General features: G+C 71.7%; 15 protein-coding genes. 14 read left to right on the top strand and 1 reads right to left on the bottom strand.

Going from position 1 to position 17,600, the window contains the following annotated elements; genetic code table 11:
• Positions 1–274: 274 nt before the first annotated feature.
• From hpnC to OG852_RS08215, 13 genes are all read left to right on the top strand, one after another.
• Positions 275–1,183, top strand: a complete 909-nt coding sequence (gene hpnC, locus OG852_RS08270; protein WP_133918195.1) for a squalene synthase HpnC — start codon at positions 275–277, stop codon at positions 1,181–1,183.
• Positions 1,180–2,130: a presqualene diphosphate synthase HpnD gene (gene hpnD, locus OG852_RS08265; protein ID WP_330347473.1), complete on the top strand. Its 951-nt coding sequence runs from the start codon at positions 1,180–1,182 to the stop codon at positions 2,128–2,130. The genes hpnC and hpnD overlap by 4 nt, the downstream gene beginning before the upstream one ends.
• Positions 2,130–2,300, top strand: a complete 171-nt coding sequence (locus OG852_RS50920) for a DUF6380 family protein (RefSeq protein WP_443064515.1) — start codon at positions 2,130–2,132, stop codon at positions 2,298–2,300. The genes hpnD and OG852_RS50920 overlap by 1 nt, the downstream gene beginning before the upstream one ends.
• A complete protein-coding gene (gene hpnE, locus OG852_RS08260; protein WP_330347472.1) occupies positions 2,297–3,697 on the top strand; it encodes a hydroxysqualene dehydroxylase HpnE in 1,401 nt (466 codons plus the stop codon). The genes OG852_RS50920 and hpnE overlap by 4 nt, the downstream gene beginning before the upstream one ends.
• A gap of 74 nt (positions 3,698–3,771) precedes the next feature.
• Positions 3,772–4,836 carry a polyprenyl synthetase family protein gene (locus OG852_RS08255; protein ID WP_330351418.1) on the top strand — a complete coding sequence of 355 codons (1,065 nt, stop codon included), beginning with the start codon at positions 3,772–3,774 and terminating at the stop codon, positions 4,834–4,836.
• A gap of 118 nt (positions 4,837–4,954) precedes the next feature.
• Positions 4,955–7,285, top strand: coding sequence for a squalene--hopene cyclase (gene shc, locus OG852_RS08250; RefSeq protein ID WP_330347471.1), 2,331 nt, complete (start codon positions 4,955–4,957; stop codon positions 7,283–7,285).
• Between the two features lies 1 nt (position 7,286).
• A complete protein-coding gene (locus tag OG852_RS08245; protein ID WP_330347470.1) occupies positions 7,287–7,928 on the top strand; it encodes a phosphorylase family protein in 642 nt (213 codons plus the stop codon).
• 5 nt (positions 7,929–7,933) lie between these two features.
• Positions 7,934–8,956, top strand: coding sequence for an adenosyl-hopene transferase HpnH (gene hpnH / locus OG852_RS08240; protein ID WP_133918199.1), 1,023 nt, complete (start codon positions 7,934–7,936; stop codon positions 8,954–8,956).
• Between the two features lie 4 nt (positions 8,957–8,960).
• Positions 8,961–10,118, top strand: a complete 1,158-nt coding sequence (gene ispG, locus OG852_RS08235) for a flavodoxin-dependent (E)-4-hydroxy-3-methylbut-2-enyl-diphosphate synthase (protein WP_330347469.1) — start codon at positions 8,961–8,963, stop codon at positions 10,116–10,118.
• A gap of 37 nt (positions 10,119–10,155) precedes the next feature.
• On the top strand, positions 10,156–12,057 hold the full coding sequence (gene dxs, locus OG852_RS08230; protein WP_330347468.1) for a 1-deoxy-D-xylulose-5-phosphate synthase: 1,902 nt from the start codon (positions 10,156–10,158) through the stop codon (positions 12,055–12,057).
• Positions 12,054–13,439, top strand: a complete 1,386-nt coding sequence (locus tag OG852_RS08225) for an aspartate aminotransferase family protein (RefSeq protein WP_133917656.1) — start codon at positions 12,054–12,056, stop codon at positions 13,437–13,439. Before dxs ends, OG852_RS08225 begins: the two co-directional genes overlap by 4 nt.
• A 75-nt stretch (positions 13,440–13,514) precedes the next feature.
• On the top strand, positions 13,515–14,129 hold the full coding sequence (locus OG852_RS08220; protein WP_133917655.1) for a helix-turn-helix domain-containing protein: 615 nt from the start codon (positions 13,515–13,517) through the stop codon (positions 14,127–14,129).
• Positions 14,126–14,248 carry a DUF6126 family protein gene (locus OG852_RS08215; RefSeq protein ID WP_133917654.1) on the top strand — a complete coding sequence of 41 codons (123 nt, stop codon included), beginning with the start codon at positions 14,126–14,128 and terminating at the stop codon, positions 14,246–14,248. The genes OG852_RS08220 and OG852_RS08215 overlap by 4 nt, the downstream gene beginning before the upstream one ends.
• Before the next feature lie 19 nt (positions 14,249–14,267).
• Here OG852_RS08215 and OG852_RS08210 read toward each other — a convergent pair whose 3' ends face one another.
• Positions 14,268–15,065 (bottom strand): tyrosine-protein phosphatase, encoded by a 798-nt coding sequence (locus OG852_RS08210; protein WP_133917653.1) that lies wholly within the window; start codon positions 15,063–15,065, stop codon positions 14,268–14,270.
• 218 nt (positions 15,066–15,283) lie between these two features.
• On the opposite strand from OG852_RS08210, the gene OG852_RS08205 reads away from it, so the two are divergent.
• Positions 15,284–17,389 (top strand): alpha-galactosidase, encoded by a 2,106-nt coding sequence (locus tag OG852_RS08205; protein ID WP_330347467.1) that lies wholly within the window; start codon positions 15,284–15,286, stop codon positions 17,387–17,389.
• The last annotated feature ends 211 nt before the right edge of the window (positions 17,390–17,600 follow it).

The raw sequence follows: 17,600 nt of genomic DNA, 5'->3' as shown, positions 1-17,600 counted from the left end.
CTTGGCGTCAATCGGTGTGTTGTTGTGATCTGCGGGACACCCGCGCGAACCTCGACGCGTTGTACAACGTAAGCTGTGACAGCTCCCGAAACGCGTCAAGTGGGGCGATAATGCGCGACACCCTCGGTCGGGGCTGCCGTGCGGACGGCCGGGCGGCGTGTCCGAAATAGTGTGTCTTGGGTCGGCGGTGTAGAACGGGAGATGTGACGGCAATGGCTACGGAAACTCCCCAGCTCAACGCAGCATGTGCCGTCCCTGCCCCGGGTCGTGGACGATGACGGCGCCTGCCGTGCCCCGCACCGACGGCCCGGAGCGCGGCATCCTCGACAAGGCCGCGGACGAGAACTTCCCGGTGGCGCCGTTCTTCCTGCCCCGGGCCTGGCGCGAGGACCTCATGGCCGTCTACGGCTTCGCCCGCCTCGTCGACGACATCGGTGACGGCGACCTCGCCCCCGGCGGCGCCGACGCCGCCCTCCTCGGCGTCCCGGCCGCCGACGCCGAGGACCGCCTGCTCCTCCTCGACGCCTTCGAGGCCGACCTGCGCCGCGTCTTCGAGACCTCCGAAGCGCCCCGCCACCCGCTGCTGCGCGCCCTGCTGCCCACGGTCCGCCGTCACTCCCTCACCCCCGAGCCGTTCCTCGGCCTGATCGCCGCCAACCGCCAGGACCAGCTCGTCCAGCGCTACGAGACCTACGACGACCTCCTCGCCTACTGCGAGCTGTCCGCCAACCCGGTCGGCCGTCTCGTCCTCGCCGTCACCGGCGTCTCGACCCCCGAGCGGATCCGCCGCTCCGACGCGATCTGCACCGCACTGCAGATCGTCGAACACCTGCAGGACGTGGCCGAGGACCTAGGCCGCGACCGCGTCTACCTGCCCGCCGCCGACATGAGGCGCTTCCATGTGCGGGAGGCGGACCTCGCCGCACCCACGGCGAGCGCCTCCGTACGCGCCCTGGTCGCGTACGAGGCGCAACGCGCCCGCGATCTGCTGAATGAAGGCGCCCCCCTCGTGGGTAGCGTCCACGGCAGACTGAGGCTGCTGCTCGCCGGGTTCGTCGCGGGGGGAAGGGCGGCGATCCACGCGATCGCCGCCGCAGGACACGACGTACTTCCCGGCCCGCCCAAGCCCGGCAAGCTCCGGTTGCTGCGCGAGGTGGGCGTGACCCTGCGAGGAGAGGGGTGATCCGGACCGTGGAGTCGTCACCGCACGTGTCCGCACCGGTACTCGCCGCCTACAGCTACTGCGAGGCCGTCACCGGACAGCAGGCCCGTAACTTCGCCTACGGGATCCGGCTGCTGCCCACACCCAAGCGCCGCGCGATGTCGGCGCTGTACGCGTTCTCCCGCCGCGTCGACGACATCGGCGACGGCGCCCTGGACGACAAGGTCAAGATCACCCGCCTCGAGGACACCCGCGCGCTGCTCGCCCGGGTCCGCGAGGGCGAGGTCGACGAGGACGACACCGACCCCGTCGCGGTCGCCCTCGCCCACACCGCCGGTGTCTTCCCGGTCCCGCTGGGGGGCCTGGACGAACTCATCGACGGCGTCCTGATGGACGTACGCGGCGAGACCTACGAGACCTGGGACGACCTGAAGGCGTACTGCCGCTGTGTTGCGGGCGCCATCGGACGCCTCTCGCTCGGCGTGTTCGGTACGGAACCCGGGGCGCGCGGTGCGGAACGCGCGCCGGAGTACGCCGACACGCTCGGGCTCGCGCTCCAGTTGACGAACATCCTCCGGGACGTCCGCGAGGACGCGGCCGGCGGCCGCACCTATCTGCCCGCCGACGACCTCGCCAAGTTCGGCTGCTCGGCCGGGTTCGACGGGCCGGTACCGCCGGAGGGCTCCGACTTCGCGGGGCTCGTGCACTTCGAGGTGCGCCGGGCCCGCGCCCTGTTCGCCGAGGGCTACCGGCTGCTGCCGCTGCTCGACCGGCGCAGCGGCGCCTGCGTCGCCGCCATGGCCGGCATCTACCGCCGCCTCCTGGACCGCATCGAACGCGACCCCGGCGCCGTGCTGCGCGGCCGCGTCTCGCTCCCGGGCCGGGAGAAGGCCTACGTCGCCGTACGCGGCCTGTCGGGCCTGGACGCCCGGCACGTCTCGCGACAGACCGTCAGGAGGCACCCCTGATGGGGACCGTGGGCGACACCGTGGGTCAGGGTGATGCCGCCGGAGAACCCGCAGGAACCGAGGAAAAGCGGCACGCAACCCTCCGCTGCGGCGCGGCGTCCCTGAGTGCGACCGCCCGCCGTGCAGAGTTCACCTACCACGGCAGGGCGGCAGGGGAGGGTGCGCGATGAGCGACGAACGGCAGGCTGCCGACGGACGGCACGCGGTCGTCGTCGGCGGCGGACTCGCCGGTGTCACCGCCGCGCTCGCGCTCGCCGACGCGGGCGTGCGCGTCACCCTGCTGGAGGGCCGGCCCCGCCTCGGCGGTCTGGCCTTCTCCTTCCGGCGCGGCGACCTGACCGTCGACAACGGCCAGCATGTCTATCTGCGCTGCTGCACCGCCTACCGCTGGTTCCTCGACCGCATCGACGGGGCGGCGCTCGCGCCCCTGCAAAATCGTCTCGACGTGCCCGTTGTCGATGTCGCGAGGCCCAAGGGGCGCAGACTCGGCAGGCTGCGCCGCGACGCGCTCCCGGTCCCCCTGCACCTCGGGCGCAGCCTCGCGACCTACCCGCACCTCTCCCTCGCCGACCGCGCCCGGGTGGGCCGGGCCGCGCTCGCCCTCCAGAGGCTCGACCTCGCCGACCCGGCGCTGGACACGCAGGACTTCGGCAGCTGGCTGACCGCGCACGGCCAGTCCGCGCGCGCCGTCGAGGCCCTGTGGGACCTGGTCGGGGTCGCCACCCTCAACGCGGTCGCGGGCGAGGCCTCGCTGGCACTCGCCGCGATGGTGTTCAAGACCGGTCTGCTGTCCGACCCGGGCGCCGCCGACATCGGCTGGGCCCAGGTCCCCCTCGGCGACCTCCACGACCGGCTGGCCCGCAAGGCGCTCGACTCCGCGGGCGTGCGCACCGAGGTCCGTACCCGCGTCACCGCCGTCTCCCCGGCGGAGGACGGCCGCTGGAGCGTCCAGGTGCCCGGCGAGAGGCTCACCGCCGACGCCGTCGTCCTCGCCGTACCGCAGCGTGAGACCCACGACCTGCTGCCGCCCGGCGCTCTCGACGCCCCCGAACGGCTGCTGGAGATCGGCACCGCCCCCATCCTCAACGTCCATGTCGTCTACGACCGGGCGGTGCTGGACGCCCCCTTCCTCGCCGCGCTCGGCACCCCCGTGCAGTGGGTGTTCGACCGCACCGACGCCTCCGGGCTGCGCGAGGGCCAGTACCTCGCGCTGTCCCAGTCCGCGGCGCGGGACGAGATCGACCTCCCCGTCTCCGACCTGCGCGCCCGCTATCTTCCCGAGCTCGAACGGCTGCTGCCCCGCACCCGGGGCGCAGGAGTGAGGGACTTCTTCGTCACCCGGGAGCGCACGGCGACCTTCGCTCCCACCCCCGGCGTCGGGCGGCTGCGTCCCGGCGCCCGCACCCAAGCCCCCGGCCTGTACCTGGCCGGTGCGTGGACCGCCACAGGGTGGCCCGCGACCATGGAGAGTGCGGTCCGCAGCGGCGTGAGCGCGGCGGACGCCGCGCTCGGCGCCCTCGGCCGGCCCCGACCCCACCGGCTCTTCGCGTTCGAGGAGGCGGCCTGATGCTCGATCAGCACGGCTCGGCACACCCCCGCACCCCCTCCGGTACCGCAACAAGAGGAGAAACTGTGCCCACTGTGCCACCGGCCTCGCCGGCCGCTCGCAGGACCGCGGTGGACGTGACCGCGCTCCTGGAGCACGGCCGCACCCTGGCCACTCCGGTGCTCCGGGCGGCCGTCGACCGACTCGCGCCGCCCATGGACACGGTCGCCGCCTACCACTTCGGCTGGATCGACGCCCAGGGCAACCCGACCGACGGCGACGGCGGCAAGGCCGTGCGCCCCGCCCTCGCGGTGCTCTCCGCCGAGGTCACCGGCGCCGCCCCCGAGACCGGGGTGCCCGGCGCGGTCGCGGTGGAGCTGGTCCACAACTTCTCGCTCCTGCACGACGACCTGATGGACGGCGACGAGCAGCGCCGCCACCGCGACACCGTCTGGAAGGTGCACGGCCCCGCCCAGGCGATCCTGGTCGGCGACGCCCTGTTCGCCCTCGCCAACGAGATCCTCCTCGAACTCGGCACCGCCGAGGCCGGCCGCGCCACCCGCCGGCTGACCACCGCCACCCGCGCCCTGATCGACGGCCAGGCCCAGGACATCTCCTACGAGCACCGCGACCGCGTCAGCGTCGAGGAGTGCCTGGAGATGGAGGGCAACAAGACCGGCGCCCTGCTGGCCTGCGCCAGCTCCATCGGCGCCGTGCTCGGCGGCGCGGACGAGCGCACCGCCGACACCCTGGAGAAGTACGGCTACCACCTCGGCCTGGCCTTCCAGGCCGTCGACGACCTCCTCGGCATCTGGGGCGACCCGGTCTCCACCGGCAAGCAGACCTGGAGCGACCTGCGCCAGCGCAAGAAGTCCCTGCCGGTCGTGGCGGCGCTCGCGGCGGGCGGCCCCGCCTCCGAGCAGCTCGGCGAGATCCTCGCCGCCGACGCCAAGAGCAGCGACTTCGCGACCTTCTCCGAGGAGGAGTTCGCGGCCCGCGCCGCGCTCATCGAGGAGGCGGGCGGCCGCGACTGGACCGCCGAGGAGGCCCGCCGTCAGCACACCGTCGCCCTCGAGGCCCTGAACGCCGTCGACATGCCCGAGCAGGTGCGGGACCGGTTCACGGCGCTCGCCGACTTCGTCGTCGTACGAAAGAGATGATCACTATCGGTCGAATAGCCCTCGCGTAGTCGCCGGCCGGTGCAGCGAGGCGAGATGCGCACCGGCCGACGGCGTTCCCACAGCAGCACGACGCGCACGACTGCACGAAGGGGAAGCCATGACAGCGACGACCGACGGAAGCACCGGGGCGGCCCTGCCGCCCCGGGCGGCCGCGGCCAGCGACACCGACACCGACATCACCGTTCCCGTGGCGGCCGGGGTACCAGAAGCCGCCGAGCGCGCGGTGCGGCGCGCCACCGACTTCCTGCTCGCCCGTCAGGACCCCGAGGGCTGGTGGAAGGGCGACCTCGAGACGAACGTCACCATGGACGCCGAGGACCTGCTGCTCCGCCAGTTCCTGGGCATCCGCGACGAGGCCACCACCCAGGCCGCCGCCCGCTTCGTCCGCGGCGAGCAGCGCGCGGACGGCACCTGGGCCACCTTCTACGGCGGCCCGCCCGAACTCTCCGCCACCATCGAGGCGTACGTCGCCCTGCGCCTGGCCGGTGACGACCCCACAGCGCCCCACATGGCGAAGGCCTCGGAGTGGGTCCGCGCGCAGGGCGGCATCGCCGCCGCCCGGGTCTTCACCCGGATCTGGCTGGCCCTGTTCGGCTGGTGGAAGTGGGAGGACCTGCCCGAACTCCCGCCGGAGCTCCTGTACTTCCCCAAGTGGTTCCCGCTCAGCATCTACAACTTCGGCTGCTGGGCCCGGCAGACCATCGTCCCGCTCACCGTCGTCTCCGCGAAGCGTCCGGTGCGCCCGGCGCCGTTCCCGCTCGACGAGCTGCACACCGACCCCGCCCTGCCCAATCCGCCGCGTCCGCTCGCCCCGGTGAACACCTGGGACGGTCTCTTCCAGCGGCTCGACAAGGTCGTGCGCGGCTATCGCACGGTCGCGGTGCGCCGGCTGCGCAGGGCCGCCCTGAACTCCGCCGCCCGCTGGATCATCGAGCGGCAGGAGAACGACGGCTGCTGGGGCGGCATCCAGCCACCGGCCGTCTACTCGGTGATCGCCCTGCATCTGCTCGGCTACGACCTCGAACACCCCGTGATGCGCGAGGGCCTGAAGTCGCTGGATCGTTACGCCGTGTGGCGTGAGGACGGCGCCCGGATGATCGAGGCCTGTCAGTCCCCGGTGTGGGACACCTGCCTCGCGACGATCGCGCTCGCCGACGCCGGGCTGCCCGCCGACCACCCCCAGCTCGTCAAGGCCGCCGACTGGATGCTCGGCGAACAGATCGTCCGGCCCGGTGACTGGTCCGTGCGCCGACCCCAACTCCCGCCGGGCGGCTGGGCCTTCGAGTTCCACAACGACAACTACCCGGACATCGACGACACCGCCGAGGTCGTCCTCGCGCTGCGCCGGGTCCGCCATCACGACCCCGAGCGGGTGGAGAAGGCGATCGGGCGCGGGGTGCGCTGGAACCTCGGCATGCAGTCGCGCAACGGGGCCTGGGGCGCCTTCGACGTCGACAACACCAGCCCGTTCCCCAACCGGCTGCCGTTCTGCGACTTCGGCGAGGTCATCGACCCCCCGTCGGCCGATGTCACCGCGCACGTCGTGGAGATGCTCGCCGTCGAGGGCCTCTCCCACGACCCGCGCACCCGGCGCGGCATTCGCTGGCTGCTCGCCGAACAGGAGCCGGACGGCTCGTGGTTCGGGCGCTGGGGCGTCAACTACGTCTACGGCACCGGGTCGGTGGTGCCCGCGCTGACCGCGGCCGGACTGCCCGCCCGCCACCCCGCGATCCGCCGGGCGGTGGCCTGGCTGGAGCGGGTCCAGAACGACGACGGCGGCTGGGGCGAGGACCTGCGCTCCTACCGGGACGCGGCGCGCTGGAGCGGCCGGGGCGCCTCGACGGCCTCCCAGACGGCCTGGGCGCTGATGGCCCTGCTGGCGGCGGGGGAGCGGGACTCCGCCGCCGTCGAGCGGGGTGTCGCCTGGCTGGCCCGGACCCAGCGGGAGGACGGCTCCTGGGACGAGCCCTACTTCACCGGCACCGGCTTCCCCTGGGACTTCTCCATCAACTACCACCTCTACCGGCAGGTCTTCCCACTGACCGCGCTCGGCCGGTACGTCCACGGGGAGCCGTTCGCCGAGAAGCCCTCCGCCGGGGCGGTTCCCGCCGGGAGCGTGCCGGCCGAGACCGCTCACGCGGGGGCCGTTCCCGTCGAGACGGCTCACGCGGGGGCCGTTCCTGTCGGGAGCGTGCCCGTCGAGACGGCTCACGCGGGGGCCGTTCCTGTCGGGACCGTTCCCGTCGAGACGGCTCACGCGGGGGCCGTTCCTGTCGGGACCGTTCCCGTCGAGACGGCTCACGCGGGGGCTGTTCCTGTCGGGACCGTGCCCGTCGAGACGGCTCACGCCGGGACCGTTCCCGCCGGGGCCGCTTCCGTCGAGGCCGTTGTCTCCGAGGCCGCTCCCGCAGAGGTCAAGGGGAGCTGAAATGAGCACGCAGCCCGTCCCGGCCCCGCTGCTGATCGCCTGCGCCCTCGGCATCGAGCACCTCGCCCTGCGCATGGGCGACCGCAGCGGGGCCGGCGGGCCCGTCACCGTCCTGCGCACCGGCATGGGTCCGAAGGCCGCCGAACGGTCCGTCACCCGGGTCCTCGCCGACCCGGTGCTGGCCGGGGCGGTCGTCCTGGCCACGGGCTTCTGCGCGGGGCTCGCGCCCGGGATGCACCCAGGCGACCTGGTCGTCGCCGAGGAGACCCGCGACCCGCGCGGCACCGTGCCCTGCGTGGGCACCGAACTGCTCGTCAAGGAACTCGTGCGCACCCTTCCCGGCCGCACCGTCCACACCGGCCCCCTCACCGGCTCCGACCACGTCGTACGCGGTCATGAACGGGCCGATCTGCTGGCGACCGGAGCGATCGCCGTCGACATGGAGTCGGCCGCCACGCTCCTGAGCGCCGTGCGCGCGGACGGGCGCCCGGTTGCGGCCGTCCGGGTGGTCGTGGACGCTCCAGAACATGAACTCGTCCGGATCGGCACGGTGCGCGGTGGAATATCGGCTTTCCGCGTCCTCCGTTCCGTCCTGCCTGCATTCTTCGAATGGCACCGTAATGTGCTGCTCCCCCGGAGGTGAGCCGAATGGCCATGCCGCTGCGCCAGTCCATCAAGGTCGCTACATATCTGGCTGAACAGAAGCTCCGCAAGCGGGACAAGTTCCCCCTGATCGTGGAGCTGGAACCCCTCTTCGCCTGCAACCTGAAGTGCGAGGGCTGCGGCAAGATCCAGCACCCGGCGGGGGTGCTCAAGCAGCGCATGCCGGTCGCCCAGGCCGTCGGAGCGGTGCTGGAGTCCGGCGCGCCGATGGTGTCCATCGCGGGCGGCGAACCCCTGATGCACCCTCACATCGACGAGATCGTCCGGCAGTTGGTGGCGCGCAGGAAGTACGTCTTCCTCTGCACCAACGCCATGCTGCTGCGCAAGAAGATGGACAGGTTCAAGCCCTCGCCGTACTTCGCCTTCGCGGTGCACATCGACGGGCTGCGCGAGCGGCACGACGAGTCGGTGGCCAAGGAGGGCGTGTTCGACGAGGCGGTGGCGGCGATCAAGGAGGCCAAGCGGCGCGGCTTCCGGGTCACCACCAACTCGACCTTCTTCAACACCGACACCCCGCAGACCATCGTCGAGGTGCTCAACTTCCTCAACGACGACCTCAAGGTCGACGAGATGATGATCTCGCCCGCCTACGCCTACGAGAAGGCGCCCGACCAGGAGCACTTCCTCGGCGTGGAGCAGACCCGCGAGCTGTTCAAGAAGGCCTTCGCGGGCGGCAACCGGAGCAAGTGGCGGCTCAACCACTCCCCGCTCTTCCTGGACTTCCTGGAGGGCAAGGTCGACTTCCCGTGCACCGCGTGGGCGATCCCGAACTACTCGCTCTTCGGCTGGCAGCGCCCCTGCTACCTGATGAGCGACGGATACGTGCCGACGTACCGCGAACTGATCGAGAAGACCGACTGGGACAAGTACGGCCGCGGCAAGGACCCGCGCTGCGCCAACTGCATGGCGCACTGCGGCTACGAGCCCACCGCCGTCCTCGCCACCATGGGCTCGCTCAAGGAGTCGCTGCGCGCGATGCGCGAGACGGTCTCCGGGAACCGGGAGTGAGGGCGTGACCGCCGTCCCTCTGGGCGTTCCCGAGGTACCGGCCCGGCCGGTCGCCGCGCGGCGTGTGTCGCGGCGGATCCAGGTCGGACCGGTGGCGGTCGGGGGCGGGGCCCCGGTCTCGGTGCAGTCCATGACGACGACCCGTACGTCGGACATCGGCGCGACGCTGCAGCAGATCGCCGAGCTGACCGCGTCGGGCTGCCAGATCGTCCGGGTGGCCTGTCCGACGCAGGACGACGCGGACGCGCTCGCGACGATCGCCCGCAAGTCGCAGATCCCGGTGATCGCGGACATCCACTTCCAGCCGAAGTACGTCTTCGCGGCGATCGAGGCGGGCTGTGCGGCGGTCCGCGTGAACCCGGGGAACATCAAGCAGTTCGACGACAAGGTCCGGGAGATCGCGAAGGCGGCGAAGGACCACGGCACGCCGATCCGCATCGGTGTGAACGCCGGTTCGCTGGACCGCCGTCTGCTCCAGAAGTACGGCAAGGCCACCCCCGAGGCGCTGGTCGAGTCCGCCCTGTGGGAGGCGTCCCTCTTCGAGGAGCACGACTTCCGGGACATCAAGATCTCGGTCAAGCACAACGACCCGGTCGTGATGATCGAGGCGTACCGCCGGCTCGCCGCGCAGTGCGACTATCCCCTCCACCTCGGCGTCACCGAGGCGGGGCCGGCCTTCCAGGGCACGATCAAGTCGGCGGTCGCCTTCGGCGCGCTCCTCTCGGAGGGCATCGGCGACACCATCAGGGTCTCGCTGAGCGCGCCGCCCGCCGAGGAGGTCAAGGTCGGCATCCAGATCCTGGAGTCGCTGAACCTGCGCCAACGGCGCCTGGAGATCGTCTCCTGCCCGTCCTGCGGCCGCGCCCAGGTCGACGTCTACAAGCTGGCCGACGAGGTCACCGCCGGTCTGGAGGGCATGGAGGTCCCGCTGCGGGTCGCCGTCATGGGCTGCGTCGTGAACGGCCCCGGCGAGGCCCGCGAGGCCGACCTCGGGGTCGCCTCCGGCAACGGCAAGGGCCAGATCTTCGTCAAGGGCGAGGTCGTCAAGACCGTCCCCGAGTCGAAGATCGTGGAGACCCTCATCGAGGAGGCGATGAAGATCGCCGAGCGGATGGAGGGGGACGGCGTAGCGGCGGGGGAGCCGGCCGTCACCGTGAGCTGAACAGCACGGAACCGCACGGACCTAAGGGGGCCCGATCGTGACGATCCTGGAGAACATCCGGCAACCACGCGACCTGAGGGCGCTGTCCGGGCCGGAGCTCGGTGAACTGTCCGAAGAGATCAGGGACTTCCTGGTGCACGCGGTCGCCAGGACCGGCGGACACCTCGGGCCCAACCTGGGGGTGGTGGAACTCACCGTCGCGCTGCACCGCGTCTTCGAGTCGCCGGTCGACCGCATCCTGTGGGACACCGGCCATCAGAGTTACGTACACAAGCTGCTGACGGGACGTCAGGACTTCTCCAAGCTGCGCGGGAAGGGCGGTCTGTCCGGCTACCCGTCCCGTGAGGAGTCCGAGCACGACGTCATCGAGAACAGCCATGCCTCCACCGCCCTCGGCTGGGCCGACGGGCTCGCCAAGGCCCGTCAGGTGCGGGGAGAGAAGGGCCATGTGGTCGCGGTCATCGGCGACGGCGCGCTCACCGGCGGCATGGCCTGGGAGGCGCTGAACAACATCGCGGCCGCCAAGGACCGGCCGCTGATCATCGTCGTCAACGACAACGAGCGCTCCTACGCCCCGACCATCGGCGGGCTCGCCAACCATCTGGCGACCCTGCGCACCACCGACGGCTACGAAAAGGTCCTGGCCTGGGGGAAGGACGTCCTGCTGCGGACCCCGGTCGTCGGGTCCACGGTGTACGAGTCGCTGCACGGCGCGAAGAAGGGCTTCAAGGACGCCTTCGCCCCGCAGGGCATGTTCGAGGACCTCGGGCTGAAGTACGTCGGGCCGATCGACGGGCACGACATCGGGGCCGTCGAGTCCGCGCTGCGGCGCGCCAAGCGGTTCCACGGGCCGGTGCTCGTGCACTGCCTGACCGAGAAGGGGCGCGGCTACGAGCCGGCGGTCGCGCACGAGGAGGACCACTTCCACACCGTCGGCGCGATGGACCCCCTCACCTGCGCCCCGCTCGCGCCCTCCGGCGGCCCCTCCTGGACGTCCGTGTTCGGCGACGAGATCGTCCGCATCGGCGAGGAGCGCGACGACGTCGTGGCGATCACGGCGGCCATGCTGCACCCGGTGGGCCTCGGCGCCTTCGCCGAGCGGTTCCCGGACCGGGTGTGGGACGTCGGCATCGCCGAGCAGCACGCCGCCGTCAGCGCGGCCGGCCTCGCCACCGGCGGGCTGCATCCCGTCGTCGCCGTCTACGCCACCTTCCTCAACCGTGCCTTCGACCAGCTGCTGATGGACGTGGCGCTGCACCGGTGCGGGGTGACGTTCGTCCTGGACCGGGCCGGGGTCACCGGCGTCGACGGCGCCTCCCACAACGGCATGTGGGACATGTCGGTGCTCCAGGTCGTGCCGGGGCTCAGGATCGCCGCCCCGCGCGACGCCGATCAGTTGCGCGCCCAGCTGCGCGAGGCGGTCGCGGTGGACGACGCGCCGACCCTGGTCCGCTTCCCCAAGGAGTCGGTCGGACCGCGGATCCCGGCGGTCGACAAGGTGGGCGGCATGGACGTGCTGCACCGGACGGAGGCGGCCGAGGTGCTGCTGGTCGCCGTGGGCGTCATGGCGCCGGTGTGCCTCCAGGCCGCCGGGCTGCTGGAGTCCCGGGGCATCAACTGCACGGTGGTGGACCCCCGTTGGGTCAAGCCCGTCGACCCCGCGCTGCCCGTGCTGGCCGCCGGGCACCGACTGGTGGCGGTCGTGGAGGACAACAGCCGTGCGGCGGGCGTCGGTTCGGCGGTGGCACTCGCCCTGGGGGACGCCGAAGTCGACGTGCCCGTAAGGCGGTTCGGCATCCCGGAGCAGTTCCTCGCGCACGCCAAACGCGGTGAGGTGCTCGCCGACATCGGTCTCACGCCGGTCGAGATCGCCGGGCGGATCGGCGCGAGCCTGGCGCTCAGGGAGGCCGACGGGCCAGTGAAGGAGAAACACGCATGACCAAGGAGTTCGACCTCGGCGCCCTCCTGGCCGAGCGCGGAGCCGAGCGCTACGAGCTGCACGCGAAGTACCTCAACCACCAGCTCCCGCGCATGCTGCACACCATCGGCTTCGACAAGGTCTACGAGCGGGCCGAGGGCGCCCACTTCTGGGACGCCGACGGCAACGACCATCTGGACATGCTCGCCGGGTTCGGGGTGATGGGCCTCGGCCGCCACCACCCCGTCGTCCGCAAGGCGCTGCACGACGTCCTCGACGCCTCCCTCGCCGACCTCACCCGCTTCGACTGCCAGCCGCTCCCGGGACTCCTCGCGGAACGGCTCCTCGCCCACAGCCCCCATCTGGACCGCGTGTTCTTCGGCAACAGCGGCACGGAGGCGGTGGAGACCGCCCTGAAGTTCGCCCGGCGGGCCACCGGCAGGCCCAGGATCCTCTACTGCGACCACGCCTTCCACGGCCTGACCACCGGCTCGCTGTCGGTCAACGGCGAGGACGGCTTCCGCGAAGGGTTCGCCCCGCTGCTGCCCGACACCGCCGTGCCGCTCGGCGATCTCGACGCCCTGGCGCGGGAGCTGAAGAAGGGCGACGTCGCCGCCCTGATCGTGGAGCCGATCCAGGGCAAGGGGGTGCACGAGGCCCCACCGGGCTATCTGCGCGCCGCCCAGGAACTGCTCCACCGGCACAAGGCGCTGCTCATCGCCGACGAGGTGCAGACCGGCCTCGGCCGGACCGGCGACTTCTACGCCTACCAGCACGAGGACGGCGTCGAACCGGACCTGGTGTGTGTGGCCAAGGCGCTCTCCGGCGGCTATGTGCCGGTCGGCGCGACCGTAGGCAAGGACTGGATCTTCAAGAAGGTCTACGCGTCGATCGACCGCGTCCTGGTCCACTCGGCGAGCTTCGGCTCCAACGCCCAGGCGATGGCGGCGGGCCTCGCGACCCTGTCCGTCATGGAGAACGAGCAGATCGTCGCCCACGCGCGCCTTATGGGCGACCGGCTGAAGTCCCGGCTGGCGGCCCTGACCGGGACGTACGAGCTCCTCGCCGACGTCCGGGGCCGGGGCCTGATGATCGGCATCGAGTTCGGCAGGCCGAAGTCGCTGAGGCTGCGCAGCCGGTGGACGATGCTGCAGACAGCCCGCAAGGGGCTCTTCGCCCAGATGGTGGTCGTACCTCTGCTCCAGCGGCACCGGATCCTCACCCAGGTCTCCGGCGACCACCTGGAGGTGATCAAGCTGATCCCGCCGCTGGTGGTCGACGAGCGGGACGTGGACCGGTTCGTCGACGCCTTCACCGAGGTGATGGACGACGCGCACGGCGGGAACGGCCTGATGTGGGACTTCGGCAAGACCCTGATCAAGCAGGCCGTGGCCAACCGCTAGACCGTCCCCCCGCGCGCTTTTTGTCTCTGGGGCAAGAAATTTGCCCCAGAGGCAAGGGTCCGGCTGAATGGACGTATGAGTTCGCCCGACTCCCCGTCCGCTCCGGACGACCTGCCGGCCGTCGCGCCGCAGCTCCGGTCCCTGCGCCGCGGGGCGGCCCTCACGCTGGAGGCCGCCGCCCGCGCGGCCGGGCTCTCGCCCGCCCACCTCTCCCGGCTGGAGACCGGCGGACGGCAGCCCTCGCTGCCGATGCTGCTCGCGCTCGCCCGGGTCTACGGTACGACGGTCTCGGAACTGCTCGGCGAGACGGTCGCCGACCGGGACGCCGTGGTCCGCGCCGACCGGATGGAACCCACCCGTGCGGGCGGCTGGACGTACTGGCAGGCCGGTGCGTCCGGGCGCGGGATGCAGGCCCTGCGGGTGCATGTCCCGCACGGCTCGCAGGGCGACATCGTGCGGGTGCACCCGGGGGAGGAGTGGCTGCACGTCCTGCGCGGGCGGCTGCGGCTGCGCCTCGGGGACACCGCGCATCTGCTCGGCCCCGGGGACAGCGCGCACTTCGACTCGCTGACCCCGCACCGCCTCGCCGCGCAGGACCCCGACGGGGTCGACCTGCTCTTCGTCCACACCCTGCTGCAGAGTCCCACGGCCGCGCTGTGCCTGGGCCCCACCCCTGGAGAGACGTCATGACCGACATGGAGGAACGGTTTCCGCGCAGCCTGTGGATCCGGCTGATCATCTACATCGCGGTGGGGCACGTCCTCGCGGCGTTCATCTGGCTGCTGTTCGAGGTGGGGGCCAACCAGTAGGGCCCCCGGGGGAGCGGCCTCAGTCGAGCAGCCGCTCGCGCAGCCGTTCCCGGGTCTGCGGGGCCAGCCGCAGACCCTTCTCCAGATAGGCGTCGACCCCGCCCCAGGTCTCGTCGATGGTCTCCAGCGCCGCCGCGAGGTACTCCTCACGGGCGTCGAAGAGGGGGCTGAGCAGCTCCATCACCTCGGGGGTGTACGCGGTGTCCGCCGAACCGCCCCGCCGGACCTTGTAGCGGCGGTGCTTGGCGTTGGACTCCAGATAGTCCGCGAGGATCGCCTCGCGCTCCACCCCCACGGCGAGCAGCGTCACCGCGACGGACAGACCGGCGCGGTCCTTGCCGGCCGCGCAGTGCATCAGCGCCGGGACGCTGTCCTCGGCGAGCGAGTGCAGCACGCGCGAGTGCTCGGCCGTGCGCCCCTTGATGATCGTGCGGTAGGAGGCGATCATCCGGCCGGCCGCCTTTCCGTCGCCCAGAAGGGTGCGCAGCTGGGCCGTGTCCCCGTCGCGGACCATCTTCCAGAACTCCGCCCCGTCGGCCGGGTCGGACAGCGGAAGGTTCACATTGCGCACCCCCGGCAGCTCGACGTCCGGGCCCTCCAGCTTCTGGTCCGCCGCGTTGCGGAAGTCGAAGACGGTGTGCAGGCCGAGGGAGGACAGGAACGCGGCGTCCTCGTCGGTGGCGTGCGCGAGATGGCCGCTGCGGAACAGCACGCCGTGCCGCACCCGCCGTCCGTCCGCGGTGGGCAGGCCGCCCACGTCACGGAAGTTGCGGACGCCTGCCAGCTCGGGCTCGGTCGACGGGATCTGCTGCGTCACGGGGTTCCCTCCCGGTCGGGCTCCGCCGGCGCGGCTCGGTGGCCGACGGGACCGATTCGACCATACGACATGGATTCCCCGGGCAACGGGTTGTCCACAGCCGGACGAATCCTCCGTCTCCCCAGGTGAACGGTTTGTCCACAGGCGTTGCCGGGTGGGCCGCGCGCACCTGATGATGTTGAGGCTTGATCGCACCTGTTCGAATCAGTGGGGGTTTGATGCCCGAGACCGTGAAGCCCGAGATCGCCGAGGCTGGCCGTACCTGGCTCCTTTCGGGGCCGGCGAGCAGCTATGCCCTCCACCTCACCGACGCCGACGAACTGGTGCACCTGCACTGGGGCCCGAGGATCGCGCTCGCCGACGCGGAGGCCCTCGTGGCCGTCCCGTACCAGGGCCGCGCGTCCTTCGAGGCCGCCCTGGACGGCCATGAGGAGTACCCGGTGGAGGGCGGTCCCCGCTTCGTCCGCCCCGCCCTGTCCGTGCGCACCGGCGCCGGGAGCCGCGGCACCGAGTGGACCTTCGAGGCGTACGAGATCCAGGACGGCGACGACCCGGGCGCCGAGCTGCGGCTGCGCTTCCGGGACGGCGCCCTCCTGATCACCCTGCACTACCGGATGCGCGGCGACGTCCTGGAGCGCTGGACGACCCTGCTCAACGAGGGCGAGGAGCCGCTGGAGCTGTTGCGCGCCGACTCCGCCACCTGGACCCTGCCCGAGCGCGACGACTGGCGGCTGTCCCATCTGCACGGCCGCTGGGCCGCCGAGTCCCGGCTGGTCCGGGCCCCGCTGACCTACGGCGAGAAGATCATCGGCAGCCGGCGCGGCCACACCGGCCACCAGTACCTGCCCTGGGTCGCCCTGGACACCGACGCGACCGAGGAGCGCGGAGAGGTCTACGGCTGTGCCCTCGGCTGGTCCGGCTCCTGGCGCATCGCCGTCGCCCAACTCCCCGACGCGCGCGTGCAGATCACCGGCGGCGCGGGACACGACGACTCCGGTCTGCTGCGGCTCGCGCAGGGGGAGTCCTTCACCACGCCCCTGTTCGCCGGCCTGTGGACCGACGGCGGTTTCGGCGGCGCCAGCCGCGCCTGGCACGCCTACCAGCGCGCCCATGTGATCCCGGACGCCGAGCGGGACCGGCCGGTGCTGTTCAACTCCTGGGAGGCCACCTTCTTCGACATCTCCGAGGAGCAGCAGGCCACCCTCGCCCGACGGGCCGCGGCGATCGGCGTGGAACTGTTCGTCGTCGACGACGGCTGGTTCGGCGCCCGCACCGGCGACCACGCCGGCCTCGGCGACTGGTGGCCCAACCCGGACCGCTTCCCGAACGGCCTCAAGCCGCTCGCCGACCACGTGCACGCGCTCGGCATGCAGTTCGGCATCTGGGTCGAGCCCGAGATGGTCAACCCGGACAGCGATCTGTACCGGGCGCACCCCGACTGGGTCCAGTTCCAACCGGGACGAAAGCGGACGGAGTTCCGCAATCAGCTCATGCTGAACCTCGCGCGCGAGGACGTCCAGGAGTACCTCTGGGAGCGGCTCGACGGCCTGCTCTCCAGTGCGCCCGTCGACTACGTCAAGTGGGACTTCAACCGCTGCTTCACCGACGCCGGCTGGCCCGACGACCCTTACCCGCAGCGCCTGTGGGTCGACCACGTCCGCGCCCTGTACGGCCTCCTGGACCGGCTGCGGGCGGCCCACCCGGGCGTGGCCTTCGAGTCCTGCTCGGGCGGCGGCGGACGGATCGACCTCGGTATCCTCGCCCGCACCGACCAGGTGTGGACCTCCGACAACACCGACCCTCTCGACCGGCTCGACATCCAGCACGGCTTCAGCCAGATCCATCCCGCGCGCGTGATGGCCGCCTGGGTCACGGACAGCCCCAACGCCCAGCTCAACGGCCGGGTGAGCTCGCTGCGCTTCCGGTTCGTCAGCGCCATGGCCGGGGTGCTCGGCGTCGGCGGCGACCTCTCCGAGTGGACCGAGGAGGAGCTCACCGAGGCCCGCCGATGGGTGGACCTCTACAAGGAGATCCGGCCCCTTGTGCAGCACGGCGACCAGTACCGGCTGCGCCCCCCGGCGGGCGGGCTGAGTGCCGTGCAGTACGTCCGCGGCGACGAGACCGTCGTCCTCGCCTGGCTCCAGGCCCAGCGCTACGGCGAGCCGGTCCCGGCGCTGCGGCTGCGCGGCCTCGACCCGGCGGCGTCGTACGAATGCCGCGAAACGGGCGAAGTGCACCGGGGTGCCGTGCTGTTGCACCACGGGCTGCGGACCGCGCTGCGCGGTGACCTTGATGCGACGGTTATCCGTCTGCGTCGGATCTGAGGGTTCTGTCCGAATTGGATCCTTCGTTACAACTAGCTCTGGAATAAGGAATCCTGGAGGGCTGTCACGTGAGCAGGGTCATATCCGTGACCCTGCGTCGCCCGTCATGTTCACGTAATCAAAGGGCCTTTCCCGGGCGTTGGGTGAATTCTCCCGTGGCTGTTGCACGCAGCGTCACTGGGAATTCGCACAGCGGATCAAGAGAAAGGCG

Origin of the sequence: Streptomyces sp. NBC_00582 (genome assembly GCF_036345155.1) — a bacterium.
GTDB lineage: Bacteria > Actinomycetota > Actinomycetes > Streptomycetales > Streptomycetaceae > Streptomyces.
This window is presented reverse-complemented; position numbering and strand designations above follow the sequence as displayed.

Bases quoted from the DNA above. Each gene is read 5' to 3' on its own strand.
- hpnE (WP_330347472.1), top strand. From the start codon at position 2,297: ATGAGCGACGAACGGCAGGCTGCCGACGGACGGCACGCGGTCGTCGTC.
- OG852_RS08215 (WP_133917654.1), top strand. From the start codon at position 14,126: ATGACCGACATGGAGGAACGGTTTCCGCGCAGCCTGTGGATCCGGCTG.
- OG852_RS08225 (WP_133917656.1), top strand. From the start codon at position 12,054: ATGACCAAGGAGTTCGACCTCGGCGCCCTCCTGGCCGAGCGCGGAGCC.
- OG852_RS08245 (WP_330347470.1), top strand. From the start codon at position 7,287: ATGAGCACGCAGCCCGTCCCGGCCCCGCTGCTGATCGCCTGCGCCCTC.
- OG852_RS08205 (WP_330347467.1), top strand. From the start codon at position 15,284: ATGCCCGAGACCGTGAAGCCCGAGATCGCCGAGGCTGGCCGTACCTGG.
- OG852_RS08220 (WP_133917655.1), top strand. From the start codon at position 13,515: ATGAGTTCGCCCGACTCCCCGTCCGCTCCGGACGACCTGCCGGCCGTC.
- shc (WP_330347471.1), top strand. From the start codon at position 4,955: ATGACAGCGACGACCGACGGAAGCACCGGGGCGGCCCTGCCGCCCCGG.
- hpnC (WP_133918195.1), top strand. From the start codon at position 275: ATGACGGCGCCTGCCGTGCCCCGCACCGACGGCCCGGAGCGCGGCATC.
- hpnH (WP_133918199.1), top strand. From the start codon at position 7,934: ATGGCCATGCCGCTGCGCCAGTCCATCAAGGTCGCTACATATCTGGCT.
- OG852_RS50920 (WP_443064515.1), top strand. From the start codon at position 2,130: ATGGGGACCGTGGGCGACACCGTGGGTCAGGGTGATGCCGCCGGAGAA.